General features: G+C 40.8%; 21 protein-coding genes. 4 read left to right on the top strand and 17 right to left on the bottom strand.

Annotated elements, in window-relative coordinates:
- Positions 1 to 437 precede the first annotated feature (437 nt).
- The 6 genes from rplB to tuf form a co-directional block, all read right to left on the bottom strand.
- Complete coding sequence (rplB, locus tag WC724_02900; GenBank protein MFA6077944.1) at positions 438 to 1,280, bottom strand: 50S ribosomal protein L2; 843 nt, start codon at positions 1,278 to 1,280, stop codon at positions 438 to 440.
- Between the two features lie 10 nt (positions 1,281 to 1,290).
- Positions 1,291 to 1,647 carry a 50S ribosomal protein L23 gene (gene rplW, locus WC724_02895; GenBank protein ID MFA6077943.1) on the bottom strand — a complete coding sequence of 119 codons (357 nt, stop codon included), beginning with the start codon at positions 1,645 to 1,647 and terminating at the stop codon, positions 1,291 to 1,293.
- 5 nt (positions 1,648 to 1,652) lie between these two features.
- Positions 1,653 to 2,384, bottom strand: a complete 732-nt coding sequence (gene rplD / locus WC724_02890) for a 50S ribosomal protein L4 (protein ID MFA6077942.1) — start codon at positions 2,382 to 2,384, stop codon at positions 1,653 to 1,655.
- A 5-nt stretch (positions 2,385 to 2,389) separates the two neighbouring features.
- On the bottom strand, positions 2,390 to 3,019 hold the full coding sequence (rplC, locus tag WC724_02885) for a 50S ribosomal protein L3 (protein MFA6077941.1): 630 nt from the start codon (positions 3,017 to 3,019) through the stop codon (positions 2,390 to 2,392).
- A gap of 251 nt (positions 3,020 to 3,270) precedes the next feature.
- A complete protein-coding gene (rpsJ, locus tag WC724_02880; protein MFA6077940.1) occupies positions 3,271 to 3,561 on the bottom strand; it encodes a 30S ribosomal protein S10 in 291 nt (96 codons plus the stop codon).
- Between the two features lie 211 nt (positions 3,562 to 3,772).
- The gene (gene tuf, locus WC724_02875) at positions 3,773 to 4,963 is read right to left on the bottom strand and encodes an elongation factor Tu (GenBank protein MFA6077939.1); all 1,191 of its coding nucleotides are present in this window, start codon (positions 4,961 to 4,963) and stop codon (positions 3,773 to 3,775) included.
- A gap of 278 nt (positions 4,964 to 5,241) precedes the next feature.
- Between tuf and WC724_02870 the strand changes: the two genes are divergently transcribed.
- Complete coding sequence (locus WC724_02870) at positions 5,242 to 5,520, top strand: hypothetical protein (GenBank protein ID MFA6077938.1); 279 nt, start codon at positions 5,242 to 5,244, stop codon at positions 5,518 to 5,520.
- Positions 5,521 to 5,615: 95 nt separating this feature from the next.
- On the opposite strand, the gene fusA is transcribed toward WC724_02870, so the two are convergent.
- The 7 genes from fusA to WC724_02835 form a co-directional block, all read right to left on the bottom strand.
- On the bottom strand, positions 5,616 to 7,775 hold the full coding sequence (gene fusA / locus WC724_02865) for an elongation factor G (GenBank protein ID MFA6077937.1): 2,160 nt from the start codon (positions 7,773 to 7,775) through the stop codon (positions 5,616 to 5,618).
- Between the two features lie 160 nt (positions 7,776 to 7,935).
- A complete protein-coding gene (locus WC724_02860; GenBank protein ID MFA6077936.1) occupies positions 7,936 to 8,355 on the bottom strand; it encodes a hypothetical protein in 420 nt (139 codons plus the stop codon).
- A 131-nt stretch (positions 8,356 to 8,486) separates the two neighbouring features.
- Positions 8,487 to 8,681: a hypothetical protein gene (locus tag WC724_02855; protein MFA6077935.1), complete on the bottom strand. Its 195-nt coding sequence runs from the start codon at positions 8,679 to 8,681 to the stop codon at positions 8,487 to 8,489.
- 331 nt (positions 8,682 to 9,012) lie between these two features.
- Positions 9,013 to 9,483 (bottom strand): 30S ribosomal protein S7, encoded by a 471-nt coding sequence (gene rpsG, locus WC724_02850; protein ID MFA6077934.1) that lies wholly within the window; start codon positions 9,481 to 9,483, stop codon positions 9,013 to 9,015.
- A gap of 3 nt (positions 9,484 to 9,486) precedes the next feature.
- On the bottom strand, positions 9,487 to 9,912 hold the full coding sequence (gene rpsL, locus WC724_02845) for a 30S ribosomal protein S12 (GenBank protein MFA6077933.1): 426 nt from the start codon (positions 9,910 to 9,912) through the stop codon (positions 9,487 to 9,489).
- Positions 9,913 to 10,178: 266 nt separating this feature from the next.
- Positions 10,179 to 10,652, bottom strand: a complete 474-nt coding sequence (locus WC724_02840; GenBank protein ID MFA6077932.1) for a hypothetical protein — start codon at positions 10,650 to 10,652, stop codon at positions 10,179 to 10,181.
- A 90-nt stretch (positions 10,653 to 10,742) separates the two neighbouring features.
- Entirely contained in the window at positions 10,743 to 11,363 is a 621-nt protein-coding gene (locus WC724_02835; GenBank protein ID MFA6077931.1) for a site-2 protease family protein, read from the bottom strand.
- A gap of 38 nt (positions 11,364 to 11,401) precedes the next feature.
- Between WC724_02835 and WC724_02830 the strand changes: the two genes are divergently transcribed.
- Together WC724_02830 and WC724_02825 are read left to right on the top strand one after the other, a co-directional pair.
- Positions 11,402 to 11,611: a 50S ribosomal protein L28 gene (locus tag WC724_02830; protein MFA6077930.1), complete on the top strand. Its 210-nt coding sequence runs from the start codon at positions 11,402 to 11,404 to the stop codon at positions 11,609 to 11,611.
- A gap of 91 nt (positions 11,612 to 11,702) precedes the next feature.
- Complete coding sequence (locus WC724_02825) at positions 11,703 to 12,257, top strand: hypothetical protein (GenBank protein MFA6077929.1); 555 nt, start codon at positions 11,703 to 11,705, stop codon at positions 12,255 to 12,257.
- A gap of 54 nt (positions 12,258 to 12,311) precedes the next feature.
- Here WC724_02825 and WC724_02820 read toward each other — a convergent pair whose 3' ends face one another.
- Both WC724_02820 and WC724_02815 read right to left on the bottom strand, forming a co-directional pair.
- Positions 12,312 to 13,181, bottom strand: a complete 870-nt coding sequence (locus WC724_02820) for a ComEC/Rec2 family competence protein (GenBank protein ID MFA6077928.1) — start codon at positions 13,179 to 13,181, stop codon at positions 12,312 to 12,314.
- Positions 13,171 to 14,694, bottom strand: a complete 1,524-nt coding sequence (locus WC724_02815; protein MFA6077927.1) for a ComEC/Rec2 family competence protein — start codon at positions 14,692 to 14,694, stop codon at positions 13,171 to 13,173. Before WC724_02815 ends, WC724_02820 begins: the two co-directional genes overlap by 11 nt.
- 18 nt (positions 14,695 to 14,712) lie before the next feature.
- Between WC724_02815 and WC724_02810 the strand changes: the two genes are divergently transcribed.
- On the top strand, positions 14,713 to 15,297 hold the full coding sequence (locus WC724_02810; protein MFA6077926.1) for a hypothetical protein: 585 nt from the start codon (positions 14,713 to 14,715) through the stop codon (positions 15,295 to 15,297).
- A 35-nt stretch (positions 15,298 to 15,332) separates the two neighbouring features.
- On the opposite strand, the gene rnhA is transcribed toward WC724_02810, so the two are convergent.
- The gene (rnhA, locus tag WC724_02805) at positions 15,333 to 16,076 is read right to left on the bottom strand and encodes a ribonuclease HI (GenBank protein MFA6077925.1); all 744 of its coding nucleotides are present in this window, start codon (positions 16,074 to 16,076) and stop codon (positions 15,333 to 15,335) included.
- 9 nt (positions 16,077 to 16,085) lie between these two features.
- The gene (gene recJ / locus WC724_02800; GenBank protein MFA6077924.1) at positions 16,086 to 17,810 is read right to left on the bottom strand and encodes a single-stranded-DNA-specific exonuclease RecJ; all 1,725 of its coding nucleotides are present in this window, start codon (positions 17,808 to 17,810) and stop codon (positions 16,086 to 16,088) included.
- Between the last annotated feature and the right edge of the window lie 4 nt (positions 17,811 to 17,814).

The raw sequence follows: 17,814 nt of genomic DNA, 5'->3' as shown, positions 1-17,814 counted from the left end.
TCTTCATTTCTTGGCCACCCCAGACTTTCACAAACAACAAAGTCCTTCTGGGGCTTTACCTTTAACGCTTTCTCCGTTGGGGCCACAAATCCACCAACATTCCTCTCTGGAATTTGTACCGTACCACCCTGGAGCATGTCCAGTAGTACAACACCCGCACGAATCCCACGACTCAAACCCGTCGGGGAAGAGGGTGATTTTAGTCCATCCCTCTCTCCATGCCTTTACCACCGGCTGTGGAGCAGTACGCAAAAAGCGAGAAATCTCATGAAACAATTTAAATTTGTCGTCCATCGGGGAACCTCCATCTGGTAGCGTTGAACTTCCTTTCTTACTGAATACTACGCAATCTTAAAAAATTGTAAACAACCACTAAATATCGCTACTGCCAAACAAAAATCCCGCCAACTGGCGGGATTTTTGTTTTAATTATCTTTTTATCGTTTCTTTCCAACTTTTCTTCGAGAAACAATGAAAACGTTTGAATATTTCTTAGGAGTTCGTGTCTTTTGACCCTTTCCTGTTGGTTTACCCCACTTACTCTTTGCGCGACGAAGACCGCGACCCTGGCGTCCTTCACCTCCACCGTGTGGGTGATCAACTGGGTTCATAGCTGTTCCACGAACTGTTGGGCGAATACCCATCCATCGTGAACGTCCAGCCTTACCAACATTACGTAGTCCGTGTTCTTCGTTTGAAACCTGACCGATACAAGCGTAACACTTATCAGAAACTTTTCTGACTTCGCTTGATGGCATCTTCAAGTGCGTGTAACCGTCGTTATTGGCGATAACCTCCACGTAAACACCGGCTCCTCGCGCAATTTTTGAGCCTCCCTTAGGTTTTAGTTCTACGTTGTACACAAACGTACCAACTGGAACTTGTTTTAATGGCATGCGGTTTCCTGGAGCAATAGGAGCAGTCTCGCTAACGATGAAAGATTTGCCAACTTCTACTGACTTAGGAAGAAGAACGTAACGCTTTTCCCCGTCAGCATAAACAGCAAGACCTATAAAACCAGTCCGGTTTGGGTCATATTCAACGCTCGCAATCTTTGCTGGAATGTCGAATTTATTATATTTAAAATCAATATCACGGAAGAGTCTTTTGTGTCCGCCTCCTTTGTGTCGAGTTGTTATACGTCCAGCAGAATTACGCCCACTATCTCGCTTACGACCTGTGGTAAGCGCTTTTAATGGCTCTGTGTGTGTAATAACTCCACGATAAGGCACAACTGTCATGTGTCTTCGTGATGGTGATGTTGGTTTATAGGTTTTCATAATAGTTTAATTATGCAAAATCAATTGAATCGCCTTTCTTTAAGAATACATAGGCTTTCTTTCCGCCACCCTTAACGCCCCACTTGCCACGATTGAAAATATTTTTCTTTCTAATAGTTGCGACGGTGATTTTGATTGCCTTCACTTTATAAAGCTTCTGTACAACTTTTGCAATTTCAATCTTGTTCATTTCACTAGGAACATTAAGTGTATAGACGTTTGAAGAAGCAAGGAGGGATGCTTTTTCTGTGATGCGTGGGCGAACAAGCGTATATGCGCCTGTGTTTTTCGCCTGTTTTGCCGAAGATTGAACCTTCGCCTTAACTGCGACTCCTTTAACTTCTTCTGTTTTTGCTGTTCGTGCCATATATTTTATTTAATTTTTGCTTCCAAAAAAGAAACGCTTTCTTTCGGCTCAGAAATCATGATGTAACGATGATTAAGCAACGAAAGTAGGTTCAAATCGCGGATATTGCCAGTCTCAAGGTTTGGAAGATTACGGAAACTCTTTTCTACCTCAACATCTTTTGCTCCGAGCGCGAGATAAGCAGTGTTACGCTTCTTCATTGTGGTCTTTGTAAGTTTTGCTCCAACAATGATTTTATCAAAAATAGCTTTTGCGTCTTTTGTTTTTGGTGCTCCAAGTTTTAGTGTGTCGATAAAAATAATCTCACCATCGGTAAACTTCTTAGACAAAACAGCGTAAAGAGCTTTTGCTTTCATCTTCTTGTTTATCTTACGATCGTAGTTTTTCTCGGCACGTGGACCAAAAGTCACACCTCCACCACGCCAAATAGGACTTCTTGAAGATCCGTGTCGTGCACGGCCAGTTCCTTTTTGAGCCCAAGGCTTTCTACCACCACCACGAACCTCTCCTCTACTCTTTGTGTGAGCGGTTCCGGCGCGAGCATTTGATTGCATTGAAAGCATTACCTGATGTACTAAGTCGTTGTTCCACTTAACAGCGAAGACACCCTTTGGAAGTTCAATTGTGCCTTTGTCTTTACCGTCCTGACCATAAACCTTTGCGTTCATATCAAGAGCAGGGCGTACCTTTTTTACGCTAGCGACTGCTTTATTCTTTTGTGTTTTAGCCTTTTCCATGATTTTTATGAAATTTTTCTAATCTCAAGAAGTGTTCCTGGTTTCCCTGGAAGAGCTCCTTTGATTAAAAGTGTGTTGTTCTCTTTATCGACAGCAGCAACTAAAAGATTCTTAACCGTAACACGATCAGAACCCATACGGCCAGCCATACGGATACCCTTTGCAACACGACCTCCAGCACGACCTCCAGAACCACCGATTGCCCCTGGTTCACGTTCACTGTGCTTTTGTCCATGGGAACGACGACCTCCGCCGAATCCATGACGCTTAACAACACCCTGAAAACCCTTTCCTTTTGAAACGCCTGAGATGGCAACCTTATCACCAACTTCAAACTGAGAAACATCTAGTACATCACCAGACTTATATTCACCAAGTTTTTCTTCTGGCATTCTGAATTCTTTCAATTTACGAAAATTAGCAAAACCCTTTCTCTGACCTAATTCGGCTTTTGAAAGAAGTTTCTCTCTTTTTTCTCCGTGACCAATCTGTACAGCAGAATATCCGTCAGATTTTGCTGTTTTGGTGCGTAGAACTGTAGATGGAGTAGCGGAAATTATTGTTACAGCAAAAGCTCTCCCGTCTTCGGAGAAAAACTGTTCCATATTCTTTTTTACACCCAATAAAAATTTCATTTTTTTGCGTTAAAAAACCGCAATGGACTCACCAAATGCGGGGTGATTGTCCATTGGTTCCCGGGAACGGCCAGTATCAACTGGCGGGAACTTAGATCTACTCAATGAAGAGTAAGGGGGATTATACAGAAGCCAATAAAAAATGCAACAAAATAGATTATTTTATTTTTTAAAGGCAAAAGCGCGGGATTATCAAAACAAAAAATCCCCCGAGGTGGGGGATTTTTTTGTTGGAAATTTCTTTCCAGTTTTTAGAGCATCTTCACATCGATATCAACGCCTGATGGGAGATTCATGTTTGTGAGCGCTTCGATAATCTTTGCCGAAGGGTTCAGAATATCAATTACTCGCTTATGAATTCGCATCTCAAATTGCTCTCGCGCATTTTTGTAGACGAATGATGAACGATTGACTGTGTACTTCTTTATTTCGGTAGGAAGTGGAATTGGTCCAACGAGCTTCGCATCATAACGGAGTGCTGTATCGATAATTTGTTTTACCGAAGCGTCGAGAATCTTGCTCTCATACGCTCGCACTCTTATGCGGAGTTTGGCGACAACATCTTCCTTAGCCGAAGCTTTAGAAGCACGAGGTGCTTTTGGAGCAGCCTTTGATGCAACCTTTTTTACTTTAATTTTTTCTTCTGTTTGAGCCATTGTTTTTAGCTTTTTAGTTTTCAGCTTGTTAGCTTCATTAGTAATTTAGAATTTTTCTTTTTTCCTAAAAGCTAGAAGCTAGAAGCTAATAGCTAGTTTATGCGGTAATCTTTGTTACGGCGCCTGCACCAACTGTCTTACCTCCTTCACGGATAGCAAAACGCTGTTTTTCTTCAAGGGCAACTGGAGCAACGAGCTTCACTTTGAACTTCATTGTGTCTCCAGGCATAACCATTTCAACACCTTCTGGAAGAGTCACGTCTCCAGTCACGTCCGTTGTACGGATGTAAAACTGAGGCTTGTAACCTGAGAAGAATGGTGTGTGACGACCTCCTTCTTCCTTCTTCAAAATGTAAACTTCTGCTTCAAAGTCAGTGTGTGGAGTAACAGAACCGGTCTTGGCCAAAACCTGACCACGAGTAATGTCTTCCTTCTTGATTCCACGAACAAGGATTCCAGCGTTGTCTCCAGCCATACCTTCATTCAATGTCTTGTTGAACATTTCAATTCCAGTAACTGTTGTCTTCACTGTATCTTTCAATCCAACAATTTCGATTTCCTCACCAACCTTAACAACACCTCTTTCGATACGGCCTGTAACAACAGTACCGCGTCCTTCGATTGAGAAAATGTCTTCAACTGGCATAAGGAAAGGTTTTGTAACATCACGCTCTGGAACTGGAACGTATTCATCAAGAGCTGTAATAAGCTCAAGAATCTTCTTTGCCCATTCATCATCAGCTGATGTAGCTTCAAGACCCTTAAGGCCTGAACCACGGATGATTGGAGCATTTTTGTCGTATCCGTTCTTCTCAAGTAATTCACGAAGTTCTTCTTCAACTAGGTCGATAAGGTCTTTGTCTTCAACCATATCGCACTTGTTAAGGAAAACAACCATCTTAGGAACACCAACCTGGTGAGCCAAGAGAACGTGTTCACGAGTTTGTGGCATTGCACCGTCTGTCGCTGCAACCACGAGGATTGCACCGTCCATCTGAGCAGCACCAGTAATCATGTTCTTGATGTAGTCAGCGTGTCCTGGAGCATCAATGTGAGCATAGTGACGTGTGTCAGACTCATACTCGTTGTGCGAAAGGGCAATAGTAATACCACGGGCCTTTTCTTCAGGCGCCGAGTCAATTTGGTCGACCGACTTCATTTTAACCTTTTTACCGGCAAGGTTGAGGACGTGTAGGATAGCCGCTGTAAGAGTTGTTTTGCCGTGATCAACGTGACCAATGGTACCAACATTTACGTGAGGCTTATCACGCTTAAATTCTTCTGCCATACGTTATTTATTATGTGAGAACAAAAATTCGACGCGCGAGAGCTTTGCCAAATACTTGTTCCCAGCAAATTATTTAATAATCTCCTTTTGGAAGCAAAGAAAAACAACGCACATTTGCGTATGGGGCAATAATAACAAATTAAGAAGGTGTGTCAAATTAAAACAAAACGAATGGGGCTTAATTTTAAACAAAAATATAGAAAAATTTGACAAGTAGCTACGAAATATGAATAATCCAGAGCAGAGTACCGTTAAACTAAGCTAAGGAGAGTTAAGCGATGATTGTAATCTTCAACGCAGACACAGGGGAGGTAATCCCCAGCTTCACTTGCCCAGCACCAGAGGCTGACCCCTCACTGGCATTTGCCGGAGAAATAAAGCTACGCTTCCCGAAAAACAAAGACACCTCTGAGGTGTCGCAGGAAGTATGGGGCCTAGTGAACAAACTTTGTGCAGACAAGCCCACAAGCATCTTCGAGAACGCGCTGATTGCTGATGGTTGTGACTACATTTTCATGGGAAAGGTCTACGGCCACGAAGTAGCAAAGGAAAGCTGATTGCATCAGCAAGCACATCTCTCTCCGAGAAACCAAAACAAAAAACGGACCCTTGTGGTCCGCTTTTTATATTTTTACCAAATTAAACCTTTTAATTACTTGGCTTCTGTAGAGCCGGTAGTTCTACTTTCGATAATAGTTTTTGCAATGTTTGCAGGAACAATGTCGTAATGATCGAATTCCATTGTAAACCCTGCACGTCCTTCGGTAAGAGAGCGAAGTGACGTCATGTAGCCGAACATTTCAGATAGTGGAACTTTTGCTGAAACAACCTTAAGCATTCCACGGTCTGACATACCTTCAATCTGTGCACGCTTTGAAGAAAGATTTCCAGTTATATCACCCATGAATTTTTCAGGAGTAACAACTTCAACCTTCATAATTGGCTCGAGAATAACTGCGCCTGCTCTACGTGCTGCTTCCTGTAAGGCCTGTGAGGCTGCAATCTTGAAAGCAATTTCAGACGAGTCCACTTCGTGGAACGAACCGTCATAAAGATCGACAGAAATATCCACTAATTTGAAACCTGCGAGTACTCCTCTATCCATACCTTCACGCAAACCTTTTTCAACGGCTGGAATATATTCAAGCGGAATAACACCTCCCTTGATATTGTTGATAAATTCAAATCCTTTTTCACGCTTTGTGTTTCTTGGTATGTTTTCAGGAATTTCTTTTGAAAGAGGTTTGATTTTAATTTTCACATGACCGTACTGTCCACGACCACCAGTCTGACGAATGTATTTATTATCAACTTCTGCTTCTTTGGTGATTGTTTCTTTGTAAGCAACTTGTGGTTTACCAACATTTGCCTCAACAGAAAACTCACGCTTCATACGATCAACAATAATTTCAAGGTGTAATTCACCCATACCAGAAATGATTGTCTCTCCTGTTTCTGTATCAGATGAAACTTTGAAGGTTGGGTCCTCATCAGCGAGTTTGCGCAAAGCCATACCCATTTTTTCTTGGTCTGCTTTTGTTTTTGGCTCGATGCGAAGAGAAATAACTGGTTCAGCAAAAACAATACGCTCCAAAAGAATAGGGTTCGCTTCATCACAAAGAGTGTCTGATGTTCTTGTTGTTTTCAGACCAACGGCTGCCGCAATTTCTCCAGCAAAAACTTTTTTCACTTCTTCGCGTTGATTGGCGTGCATTCTAAGAATTCGGCCGAGACGCTCTTTTTCGCCTGTCGTTGAGTTATACAAATATGAACCAGCCTCAACTGTTCCAGAGTAAACACGGAAGAAAGTAAGCTGACCAACGAATGGGTCAGTCTGAAGCTTGAAAGCAAGAGCTGAAAATGGCTCTTCGTCTGAAGCGGGGCGTGTAATCTCTGCTCCTGTTCTTGGGTCAGTACCTTTTGCTGGAAGAATATCTGTTGGAGCTGGTAAGTATTCAACAACACCGTCCAACACAAGCTGAACTCCTTTGTTTTTCAAAGCAGAACCACAATAAACAGGGAAAATCTTGTTTTCGATAACAGCCTTACGCATTATCTTTTTTAAATCCTCAATGGAGATTTCTTTTCCTTCGAGATATTCACTTAAGAATTTTTCATCATTCTCAACAATTTTTTCAACGAGTTCATTTCGGTATTTTGCAGCATCAGCCTTAAGGTTTTCTGGAATTTCACTCTCAATAACATCATCTCCCATATTCCCCTCAAAGTGATAAGCCTTCATCTTAAGCAAATCAACAACGCCTTCGTGTTTATCTTCTTCACCAATAGGAATCTGAACGCGAACTGCATTCTTGCTTAGTCTGTCCAAAATTGACTGGTACGATTTTTCAAAAGATGCACCGGTACGGTCTAGTTTGTTGATAAAACAAACACGTGGCACACGTCCTTCGTCGGCATAGCGCCAGTTTGTTTCTGATTGTGGCTCAACCCCAGCAACACCGTCAAAAACAACAACAGCACCGTCAAGAACACGCAAACTACGCTTCACCTCAACAGTGAAGTCGATGTGTCCTGGGGTATCAATAATATTAAAACGGAATCCTTTCGCTTTATCTCCACCTTCGTAGGTAGGAACCCAAAAACAAGTTGTGGCAGCAGAAGTGATTGTGATACCGCGCTCACGCTCCTGTTCCATCCAATCCATAACGGTATCCCCTTCGTGAACTTCACCAATCTTGTGTGATTTTCCAGTGTAGTAAAGCACGCGTTCAGTCGTGGTTGTTTTACCAGCATCAATGTGAGCAATAATTCCGAAGTTTCTTGTTTTTTCTAATGGGTAGTCGCGATTCATAAAAATTAATTAAATGATTAAATTAAGCACAAAAAATAAAAGGCCTTGACGGCATTAACCGCCATATTTACATATTTTGATTAAATTAACAACCCAAAAACAAAGCAAGCACGCCGAAGCGTGCTTGTAGTTTTTATTCATTTCTAGTCGCCAAGGCAGGCTAGAAATATTTAAGATCCATGAGGTTAATCCTGAACGTTGGCAAACCTCGCTTAATCAGTATTTCAGGCCTTTCTTGTTTAGCTAAAAAAATGGGCTTTTCCGAAAGGTCGACATAAAGAAAAAGATATTCAAAGCCCCTGTAGTCGTTTCGCAGAAGAACTCGAGCAATTACTTCCCCCGTAGAGACGAGGAAAAATTCTGCAACTTTTTTCTCGGGATTGAAACGTGTTTTCACAATGGCCCCTCGCTCAGACATACCCCTCGCGATGATGTCGAGGTACCACCGAAGATTGGCTTCGCGGTAACCACAACTTCCAGCCCAGGGGTCATTGGAAGTAAGCACGCGAAATGAGTTCCACAAAGGAATCAGGTGTCCAAACTTAAACGACCGCCACAAAGAACGCAAAAAATAAAACATGCTACCCCCTTTTCTGTTAATGAGTTAGCTAACAACTATCACTTAAACTTTCATAATTAGGATTTAATGTCAAACAAAACAACTCACCCCGCAATTTGCGGGGTGTTTAAGTGTGTGTCTTGGCACGTGAACTACAAGAACTGAATCGTGATTTCCGTGCCACACAACTCCACAGCGTCAATACCAACATGCTGACCGCTGAGGTTTTGAAATGAAAAATTACCTCCCATGCTTTCACCACTCACGACCACCTCAACCTCCGGACCGATGTTGTAACGCTTTTGAATTTCTTGAGGAATATTCCTCAGCAAAGCTCTGTTTCCCATGGTATGTCTCCAGTTTGTTTGGTTAGACTACAATAACTTTTTGCATAATACATTAATTAAGGAAATATGTCAAACAAAAGACTCGCTTTCGCGAGTCTTTTGTTTTCTTTTTCTACCAAGTGAAGTGAGCGCCACAGCCCCAATTTTGCAAAATGAATTGCTGGCGAGGCGCTTCGCCAAAAAAAGTAAGCGCTATTCGCGCGCACCTCGCAAAATGTCAGTTATGTTTTATTGTTTATTTAATATGTTACAAAAATATACTGGCAAAATTGGAGCTGGATGCTCCATTTTACAACTGTAATTTTAAAACCCACTTTCGTGGGCTTTAAAATTACCAGGTAAAATGGGCAAATGCCTTGTTTGCTTCCGCCATTTTGTGGGTATCGTCTCTTTTCTTAATAGCGACACCTTCATTTTTACTTGCTCCGATTAATTCGTCGGCTAGTTTTTCGTGCATTGGTCGTCCTTTTCCTGACTTCGCCGCATCAATCATCCATCGATATGCGAGCATCATGCGTCTTTCTGGTCTAACTTCGCGAGGAACCTGATAATTTGCCCCACCGATTCGGCGCGAACGAACTTCCATCACTGGGCTCGCGTTCTTGAGAGCTAGATCAAAAATCTCAAGCGGATTAGGGTTCTTTGTCTTTTCCTTAATAATATCAAAAGCTCCGTAAACAATCTTACGAGCAGTGTTTTTCTTTCCGCTTCCCATAACATAGTTTATAAACTTCTCTACTTTTGGAGAGTTGTATTGGAGGTCTGGTCCAGGGATATTTCGATTTTTAACTTTTTTTCTCATTTTTTATTTTTTTGCACCAGCCTTAGCTTTTTTAGCTCCATAAAGACTACGACTCTGCTTGCGGTTTTCAACACCTGTCGTATCGAGTACACCACGAACAATGTGGTATCGAACTCCAGTTAGGTCCTTAACACGACCACCACGAAGGACAACAACGGCGTGTTCCTGAAGATTGTGTTTGATTCCAGGAATATATGCAGTCACTTCCATTCCATTTGTAAGACGAACACGGGCGATTTTACGGAGAGCGGAGTTAGGTTTCTTTGGTGTCGTTGTTGTAACTTTTGTACAAACACCTCTCTTAAATGGAGAGTTGTAATAAATTGGACGATTCTGAATAGCATTAAAACCCTTGAGCAAAGCCACCGCTTTTGGTTTGCGGATGATTTTCTTTCGTCCTCGTTTTGCGAGCTGATTGATTGTTGGCATGAAAAAATTAAACTGCCTCAATGAGGCTTGTGGGGAAATACTACTATTCAACGGGTTTTAATGCAAGTCTTTTTATATTCCCCTTTGAAATGCGCGTATAATTTTCTGCTGAAAATTTACTATACTCGCGTCGCCACGCTCCGTAATGCATTTCAAAGGGGAATATTGGGGTTTATTTGAAAGAAAAACCAGTGTTTTTAAGGGTAAAATCGTTTATTTATACAAGAAAAAGCTAAAAACCCCACCGAACCTTGCGGCGGTGGGGTTTAAAAATCAAAGCCAAGCCTTATCAGCAAGTCTTTGTCGAAGCTATCCGGCTTATAGTGATGCTCAGAGATGATTACTGAGTGATCATTACCATATGCTCCTGTGAAGTAGTATCCGTACCCCGCGCGACAATAAAGTTCTCCCCAAATCAAACTATTGCGCTCGTTCGGGTCTCCACCATTCAAGACGAAGTGATATGAATACAGAGCTCCGGTTATTACTTCGTGGAAATCGCCGGCCTCAATTACAACCTGCAGTGGCTTGTCTACAATTGGTAAGCGAGAAACACTCTTTCTTCCCATAACCATCTCGCATAACTGCGAGTCTTTTTTGTAAATACACCTTGTTTTGTTATTGGGAAATGTCAGCGCCCTTTCTACCATTTGAAACGTAGGATTTGTCTTGTCGAGAGAGGCTAAAAATTCCTCAACCGACAAAACGGTTCTTGGTTGAGGAATCTCAACGGGGTTCATAAGCACCTCCTTTATTTATTTGAAGTTCAAAACTATATTCTTTATATAATAGTTATCAAACGAAAACAAACTTGTGTTAGTAAAAACTAACTAAAACGGGACTCCGACTATAAAACTGAACAAAAAACGAGCTACTGGGGCAATAAACTGCCAAAGGAAAAGAACAAAAACAACAAGAGCAATTGGCCAATAACGCTCTAGATTCTCTTGAATATATCCAAGTTTCACGGGCAAAATTGAGAAAAGAACCTTTGAACCATCAAGTGGTGGAATCGGAACCAGATTGAAAACTCCTAAAATTATATTAAGAAAGACAATCGAAGCAGAGAGGGAAAGAAAAGCGACACTATTTATCCCGAGCTCTGAAGAAAAGCGAATAATCAAACCGAAAACAATTGCGATTAAAAAGTTAGAAAGTGGACCAGCTCCCGCAACCATCAACTCACCCCATCTTTGATTTTTTAAATTATATGGATTATATGGCACTGGTTTTGCCCAACCAAAAAGAAAACCAGCCGAAAAATAAGAAAGGACTGGAATTAAAAAAGAGCCTATCGGGTCAAGGTGTTTTAAGGGGTTAAGAGTTAACCTGCCTGAAAAACGAGCGGTTCCATCACCTAAAATGTCTGCCACATACCCATGAGAAACTTCGTGAACAACGACCGACATAATTAAGGCCGCGATTGTGAAAATGAAGTCAATTTCTTGCATATATATGAAGCACATGATAGCATACGGCGACTAAATCTATGGCAAAAATTTGTCCAATTTGTGAGCGAGGAAGTTTGGTCGTAGGCGGATATTCAAACCGAATTCGCGCGACAAAATTCAACCCAACCGGGAAAGTACGAGCCCAGGTTAATTTGCAATGGGCAAAAATGACTGACGGGAAGCGCCAAAAAATATGTACCCGCTGTATGAAAGCAGGTAAACATCTCCTTCACCCATCTACTAAATAATCAAAATCCGCCGAAGTGGCGGATTTTTTCTTGCGAAACAAACTGGTTTGATGTAGTTTGAAAATAGACAACCTCAAAAGGAGTACTTCCAATGAAAATTGTTCTTCCTAAAGACCATGTTGGTCTTTCTGAATATGGAGATCTTCCCATATTCTTCCTTGCCGGACCCGTCTTAGGTGGTGGCGACTGGCAATACGCGATGTGTGGTGAAATCAGGAGTCAGATTGGCGATCGCGATTTCCTTGTCGCTATTCCTCAGCGCTACGGGCAAAATCATTTCCTGCGAAACTTCAGGGTATCCGGGAAAACTGGTGTTTACGAACGCCAACTCGACTGGGAGCGCCACTATCTTCACCTCGCGGGAACGCACGGGTGCATCATTTTTTGGCTACCCGAAGAAAGCGTGGAACATCCTCGCAACGACGGCCTGCCATATGCAATGGACACTCGTGGAGAGCTCGGAGAGTGGCGCGGGCAACTTATGTACAACCATTTCCTGCGAATCGTGATTGGCGGAGAAAAGAATTTTCCGGGGCTTGATGGAGTCGTGCGCAACTTCAAATCCGCAATACACCCCGACTTCCCAATCTACGGAAATATGCGGGAACTTGCCTCGGCGGCAATCACAAAAGCTTGTGTCAAATAGCTCTGTGCTCACAGCACAAAAAAACCCCAAGATAACATCAAAGGGTTTTTTAATTTAATTATGAGTAAGAGTTTCGCCGTTTGTTTTAAAGATTACTGTCCCTGAATCGTAAGTAGCAATCGTCGGAATATTATATTTTTTCAACAAATCAATTACTTCTTTATGTGGATGTCCGTATCTATTTTTCTTTGCAGTGGAGATAATCGCGTAATCTGGAGAAACATTCCCAATGAAAGATTCGCTGGAAGACGTTTTTGACCCATGGTGTCCGAGTTTTAAAACTGTCGCTTTTAAATTTTTACCATCCGTCGCGACAAGATACTTCTCTACTTTTTGTGGAGCATCGCCAGTCAACATAAACGATTCGTTACCATAATAAAGGATACCAACGACAGAAGTATCGTTGGTTTGGTCTTTTGCATGAATAGAAATTGGATAAAGAATACTGAAAAAAACTTCTGGTGAAAGTTCTATTGTTGTCCCTCTTCTTGCAACAACATTTTCCGCCCCGCTTTTTTCTTCATCCTTAATCGCTTTTTTAAATACCTCGTCCGTATCTGTTGTTGATGTTGCGCCGGTTGTCACAATATTTTTTACATCGTAGTTTCTTAAAACATCTATTAGACCACCGATATGATCTTTATCTGGATGAGTTGCTAGAACAACATCAATTGATCTTTCGTAAAACGGCATCAACTTTGAAAGCTCTCTAACAACGCTTCTGTCGGGCCCACCATCAACAAGCATTCTGTTCCCGTTTGGCGCTTCTATATAAATTGCATCTCCAACACCAACATCAAGAAAGGCAACGGTAAGAACTTTTGCGCGCCCTTCCTTTACAACAGCCGACCAAACAAAAACATTAATAACGAGAATTACTAAAATAAATAAAAATGCGTAATACTGCTTAAAATTATTTTTCATTTCCTCTTACCTTTCTGTGTATAAACAAAAAAACTATAACCATAATGACATAAAACAATAAGGTATAAATTCCAGAAATTATTCCAAGTGAAATCGTAGCAAACGATAGCCCTCCAAAAAAAGAAACTACGCTAATTAAATACGAAAGCAGGACGTGCGTAATAGCAAAAAGAGGAAGCGCAATTACCCCAACGACAAAACTAGCGAGAACTGAGATAAACCCAAAAATCATAATAAGTGGAATCACAGGAAGAACAAGAATATTTGCCGGCAGGGCCACGACCGAAAAAACGCCGACCAAATAAACCAAATAAGGTGTTACTGAAAGTTGGGCTGAAATAGTTGTTGCTAATAATTCGCGAAAATTGTAACGATTCGTTATAGACGAAAACAATAAAGAAAAAATTGGTGTTAGAAAAATTATTCCAAACGTCGCGAGGCACGAAAGTATAAACGAAGGATTTCCATAAATTTCTGGGTTCTGAAAAAGCATGAGCGCTATCGCTACAAAAAGTGCTCTTCCGGCATCATACGGTCTTCCTAAAATTAGTCCTGAAAGTGCGACGATAGCCATGATTGCAGAGCGAACGGCCGGTGGCTCTACTCCAACCATTGCGACAAATAAAACAATTCCAATAATTGAAAAAAGGATACTAATTAGTTTTGGTAAAAACGAAGTCATAAACAAGAGTGCAATGACAACAAGCGCGATATTATAACCAGACAACACAGCAATATGAATTGTTGATGTGTTTTTAAGATTTGTCGTTAACGGCTCTCCAAGTGAATCATTTGCTCCAAATAAAATTCCATTTAGAAGACTAGCTTCTGGCTCACCGAAAATTGCTTTTGTTTTTTCCTCAAAAGCTGTTTTTAAGGAAACAAGTTTACCGATAATCCCCGTGCTTTTATTTCCCCCTAACACACTTATCTTTGGATAAAGCATCACGTAATGCGCTCCGCGTGTGGCGAGATATGCACTGTAATCAAAAACATCCCCTCGTTCTGTAACAAAACTTTTTGGTTCAGTAATCGTTCCGGAAATTCTTATTTCATCGCCATAGAAAACTGTAGTCTCTCGAGAAGCTACCACAGAAATAATTCCTTCAATATTCTTACTCCCTTCATTACTTTTCACCCCGCTTAATGAAACAAAAAATTTTGTTGTTTGTTCTCCGTGTGAAACACCTCCAACAACCATGCCACTAAACTCGTGCGGGGTACCAACAAGTGTCGAGAGTTCATTTTTAATTGAATTATATTTGTACTCTGAGTAATCGGCGCGTATTGCGCCGAAGGAAACGCAAAGAAAAAATATTGCCAAAGAATGAAAAAGGAGTTTCCTTTCAAAAAAATATCTCGTTATTGAAAATGCGATTGATAAAATCAAGAACAAAAATATAAAAGAACCACCGAATCGTAAATATGATTCAGTAACAATACCGACAATTAAACCAAAAAATATCGCAAAAAATAGAATATTTCTCACCTTTTCATAATACAGTAGAGACATATACAAAAACAAAAGCTTGTGAAAGAATATCAACAGATAATTCTTTTGGAAGGAACTTTTGTGAAAATTGAAATTGGTGGAAAGGTCTTGGTCAATAGGACCAAATACGAGCATTACGCAAAATTTTTTCACCCAGCGATGTCTGAAAAAAACGACAATGAGAGTGCCGTACTAGAATTACAGTTAAGCGCTCGCGGGGTCTCTCGTGTACCGGGAACACGTTATTCTGTTTTTCCGGATTCTCCATACTTAGTCGACGTCGTCTTCGCAATCACAGAAGGCAATGTTTCGATTGAGCAGTTTGAGAAAGAGCTTCGCGGAAAAATTGAGGTGGATAAATTTGATTATCGATATGCGAATCTTTGCGAAATACTTGCATATTGCGACATCAAAACTTCCTGGCACAAAGACACCTTTTTAGTGCCTGGAACTTTCTACCAAGACGAGAATTTATATCGTCACGCAATCAGATGTTCAGTTCTGAAAATGCCGATGCTTGACCCAAAGATAGTAATTGAAATTAAATCTTGGTTCCCTCAAACAAAGATCGGTAACGGAAGAAGGATTCCTTTGATAAGGACGGGAAAAGAGAGGAGGAAATGAAAACGACTTGCGCTCATCGCAAGTCGTTTATTTTTTTACTTCACTCCCCACTCTTTCGCAATAGAGATTTCATCCTCTTTAGAAAATGCTTTTTTAAATTTTGTTTTTGGAACACCCTTCACCCTCTTCTCGCACTCTGCCCAAGTTGCGTGGCGCATGAGCTTGCCATTCACTAACGATAAATATGAGTATGCCTTTGCACTAGAACTTTTCTTTTTTGATTTTGTTTTTTCCCGTGACACAGACTTTGTCACACTAACTTTCGTATTCAAAATATCATATGGGTATTTTGAAATTGGACCTGTAAAAAATTTTTCTTTTTTCCAGCTTTGTTCTTTTGCGCACATCGTGGCCAAAAAATCAGCTCGCTCGTTACCAGCAATTCCAACATGGCCCTTCACGTGCTTCCACTCAATTTTTTTACCTTTGACTATTTTTGAAAGTTTCACCCACAAATCTTTGTTCAAAATTTCTTTTTTATTAGTACCTATCCAATTTTTCTTTTCCCAATTATGAATCCATTTAGTGATTCCATTTATTACATAACTTGAATCTGTATGGAGAATCAACTTCTGATCATCGTCCTTTATTGTGTTAGAAAAATTTAACGCTTCGATCGCACCGGTTAACTCCATTCTATTGTTGGTTGTATGTTTATCTCCACCACCGAGTTCAACTACTTTTGAACTATTTTCGTACACAACAACAGCACCCCAACCACCTGGGCCGGGATTTCCAAGAGAGCTTCCGTCAGCAAAGATAATAAGATTATTTTTCATACAGCTATTCTAACTTTTTGCCACAACATCAACAATCCGCAAACGTAATTTATCGACACCTCGATACATCGATTTTTCAAATGTTGCCACCATGTCAACCGGAGTCCCCGCCTCAACTAAAGTGCCAAAATCTTTTGCCGTTTTAAAAAAACCTATCGCTGAAACCAAATCTCCTTTTTCTGTTTTGAAAATAATTTCCAAGTGGTTACGTCCTTTTCCAAAAGCTTTCACTTCTTCTGGAACAACTCCACGAAAAATAAAGGTTGGTTTATGGTTGCCAACACCAAAAGGTGCCAACTTTTCAATATGTTTATAATTTTCGCGGGTAACTTGATTAAGTGTTAGCTCCGCGTCAACTTCTATCGCCCCCGTATCTTTTTCTTTTTTAGGTAAGTTAAGGTACGCCTTAACAAGTGCATCTTCTAAAAAATGAATCGCCTCGTGTGAAACCGAAAACCCACCCGAAAACTCGTGACCTCCAACGTCTAAAAATGTTCCATCTGGAACATTAACCATAAGTTCAACTAAATTAATCGTGCCGTCAGATCGACACGAACCCTTAAGGTGGGTGTTATTTTCATCAGACCCCCAAACAAAAACAGGTCTGTCGTATTCTTCAACCAATCGCGTTGCCACAAGACCCGCAACCCCAGGTTTCCAAGAAGGACTTCCGATTACAATAATTTCCCTCAGCTCTCTTTTCTCCATCGTTTGTTTAACCTCCTTCATAATCGAAAGAACCATCCCCTTTCTTCCTTCGTTTATGTTCTGCAAATGACTAGAGAGTTCATCAGCAGTTGTTTCATCATTTGTAGAAAGAAGACGAAATGCTTCAAACGGAACATCAAGCCGTGAAGCGGCGTTTATTCTCGGAGCAATCATAAAAGCAATGTCGTCTTCGGTAATGTGTCGTTGATCCATAAACATTTTTCGTAAAAGTTTTTGGAATCCTGGTCGACGTGATTTTCTCAAAACAGAAATTCCAAAATGAGCCAAAGCTCGATTTTCTTTTTGAAGTGGGACCATGTCGGCAATGGTTGAAAGACCCGCCATATCAAGCAACCATTTTTCCCATCCAGTTGGTACCCCCCATTTTTCGCGCCCTAAAGACAAAAGAGCTTGAACTAATTTGAATGCAACCCCCGCACCACAGAGCATGTTGTCGGGATAGGTATCACCTTCTTGTTTTGAATTAATAATTGCATAAGCATTTGGAAGTATCGCTTGTGGCAAATGATGGTCGGTAATAATTACATCAATACCAAGTTCATTCGCCAAAGCAACTTCTTGAACATCAGTTATTCCACAATCGACGGTAACAACGAGTGCTGTGCCATCTTTGGCAAATTGCTCTATCGCTCCACGATTTAATCCATAACCTTCAATATTTCGATGTGGGATATAATTTAAAAAATTTTTATAGCCAATCTTTTTAAAAAAATCATGAAGAATAACCGAGCCGGGAATTCCATCACAATCATAATCTCCATAAACAACTATTCTTTCCTCTTCTTCGATAGCTCTCATAATACGCTCCACTCCACGTTCCATGTTTAAAATTAGAAAAGGGTCATTGGTGTCGCGCTCGTAATCCGGATTTAAAAACCTCTCAGCTTCATCTGCTTCTTTTATTCCACGATGATATAAAAGTTTTGCCAAAAATTCTCCATATTGGGCAAGCTTTTCTCGAGCACCATCTGGTATTTCGCTTTTTATTTTATAGGTTTCTTTCATTAAG

Source organism: Candidatus Paceibacterota bacterium (genome assembly GCA_041661305.1).
In the GTDB taxonomy this organism is placed as follows: Bacteria; Patescibacteriota; Minisyncoccia; order Phycocordibacterales; family VMEP01; genus VMEP01.
This window is presented reverse-complemented; position numbering and strand designations above follow the sequence as displayed.

Bases quoted from the DNA above. Each gene is read 5' to 3' on its own strand.
- rplB (MFA6077944.1), bottom strand. From the start codon at position 1,280: ATGAAAACCTATAAACCAACATCACCATCACGAAGACACATGACAGTT.
- rplW (MFA6077943.1), bottom strand. From the start codon at position 1,647: ATGGCACGAACAGCAAAAACAGAAGAAGTTAAAGGAGTCGCAGTTAAG.
- rplD (MFA6077942.1), bottom strand. From the start codon at position 2,384: ATGGAAAAGGCTAAAACACAAAAGAATAAAGCAGTCGCTAGCGTAAAA.
- rplC (MFA6077941.1), bottom strand. From the start codon at position 3,019: ATGAAATTTTTATTGGGTGTAAAAAAGAATATGGAACAGTTTTTCTCC.
- tuf (MFA6077939.1), bottom strand. From the start codon at position 4,963: ATGGCAGAAGAATTTAAGCGTGATAAGCCTCACGTAAATGTTGGTACC.
- WC724_02870 (MFA6077938.1), top strand. From the start codon at position 5,242: ATGATTGTAATCTTCAACGCAGACACAGGGGAGGTAATCCCCAGCTTC.
- fusA (MFA6077937.1), bottom strand. From the start codon at position 7,775: ATGAATCGCGACTACCCATTAGAAAAAACAAGAAACTTCGGAATTATT.
- WC724_02860 (MFA6077936.1), bottom strand. From the start codon at position 8,355: ATGTTTTATTTTTTGCGTTCTTTGTGGCGGTCGTTTAAGTTTGGACAC.
- WC724_02855 (MFA6077935.1), bottom strand. From the start codon at position 8,681: ATGGGAAACAGAGCTTTGCTGAGGAATATTCCTCAAGAAATTCAAAAG.
- rpsG (MFA6077934.1), bottom strand. From the start codon at position 9,483: ATGAGAAAAAAAGTTAAAAATCGAAATATCCCTGGACCAGACCTCCAA.
- rpsL (MFA6077933.1), bottom strand. From the start codon at position 9,912: ATGCCAACAATCAATCAGCTCGCAAAACGAGGACGAAAGAAAATCATC.
- WC724_02840 (MFA6077932.1), bottom strand. From the start codon at position 10,652: ATGAACCCCGTTGAGATTCCTCAACCAAGAACCGTTTTGTCGGTTGAG.
- WC724_02835 (MFA6077931.1), bottom strand. From the start codon at position 11,363: ATGCAAGAAATTGACTTCATTTTCACAATCGCGGCCTTAATTATGTCG.
- WC724_02830 (MFA6077930.1), top strand. From the start codon at position 11,402: ATGGCAAAAATTTGTCCAATTTGTGAGCGAGGAAGTTTGGTCGTAGGC.
- WC724_02825 (MFA6077929.1), top strand. From the start codon at position 11,703: ATGAAAATTGTTCTTCCTAAAGACCATGTTGGTCTTTCTGAATATGGA.
- WC724_02820 (MFA6077928.1), bottom strand. From the start codon at position 13,181: ATGAAAAATAATTTTAAGCAGTATTACGCATTTTTATTTATTTTAGTA.
- WC724_02815 (MFA6077927.1), bottom strand. From the start codon at position 14,694: ATGTCTCTACTGTATTATGAAAAGGTGAGAAATATTCTATTTTTTGCG.
- rnhA (MFA6077925.1), bottom strand. From the start codon at position 16,076: ATGAAAAATAATCTTATTATCTTTGCTGACGGAAGCTCTCTTGGAAAT.
- recJ (MFA6077924.1), bottom strand. From the start codon at position 17,810: ATGAAAGAAACCTATAAAATAAAAAGCGAAATACCAGATGGTGCTCGA.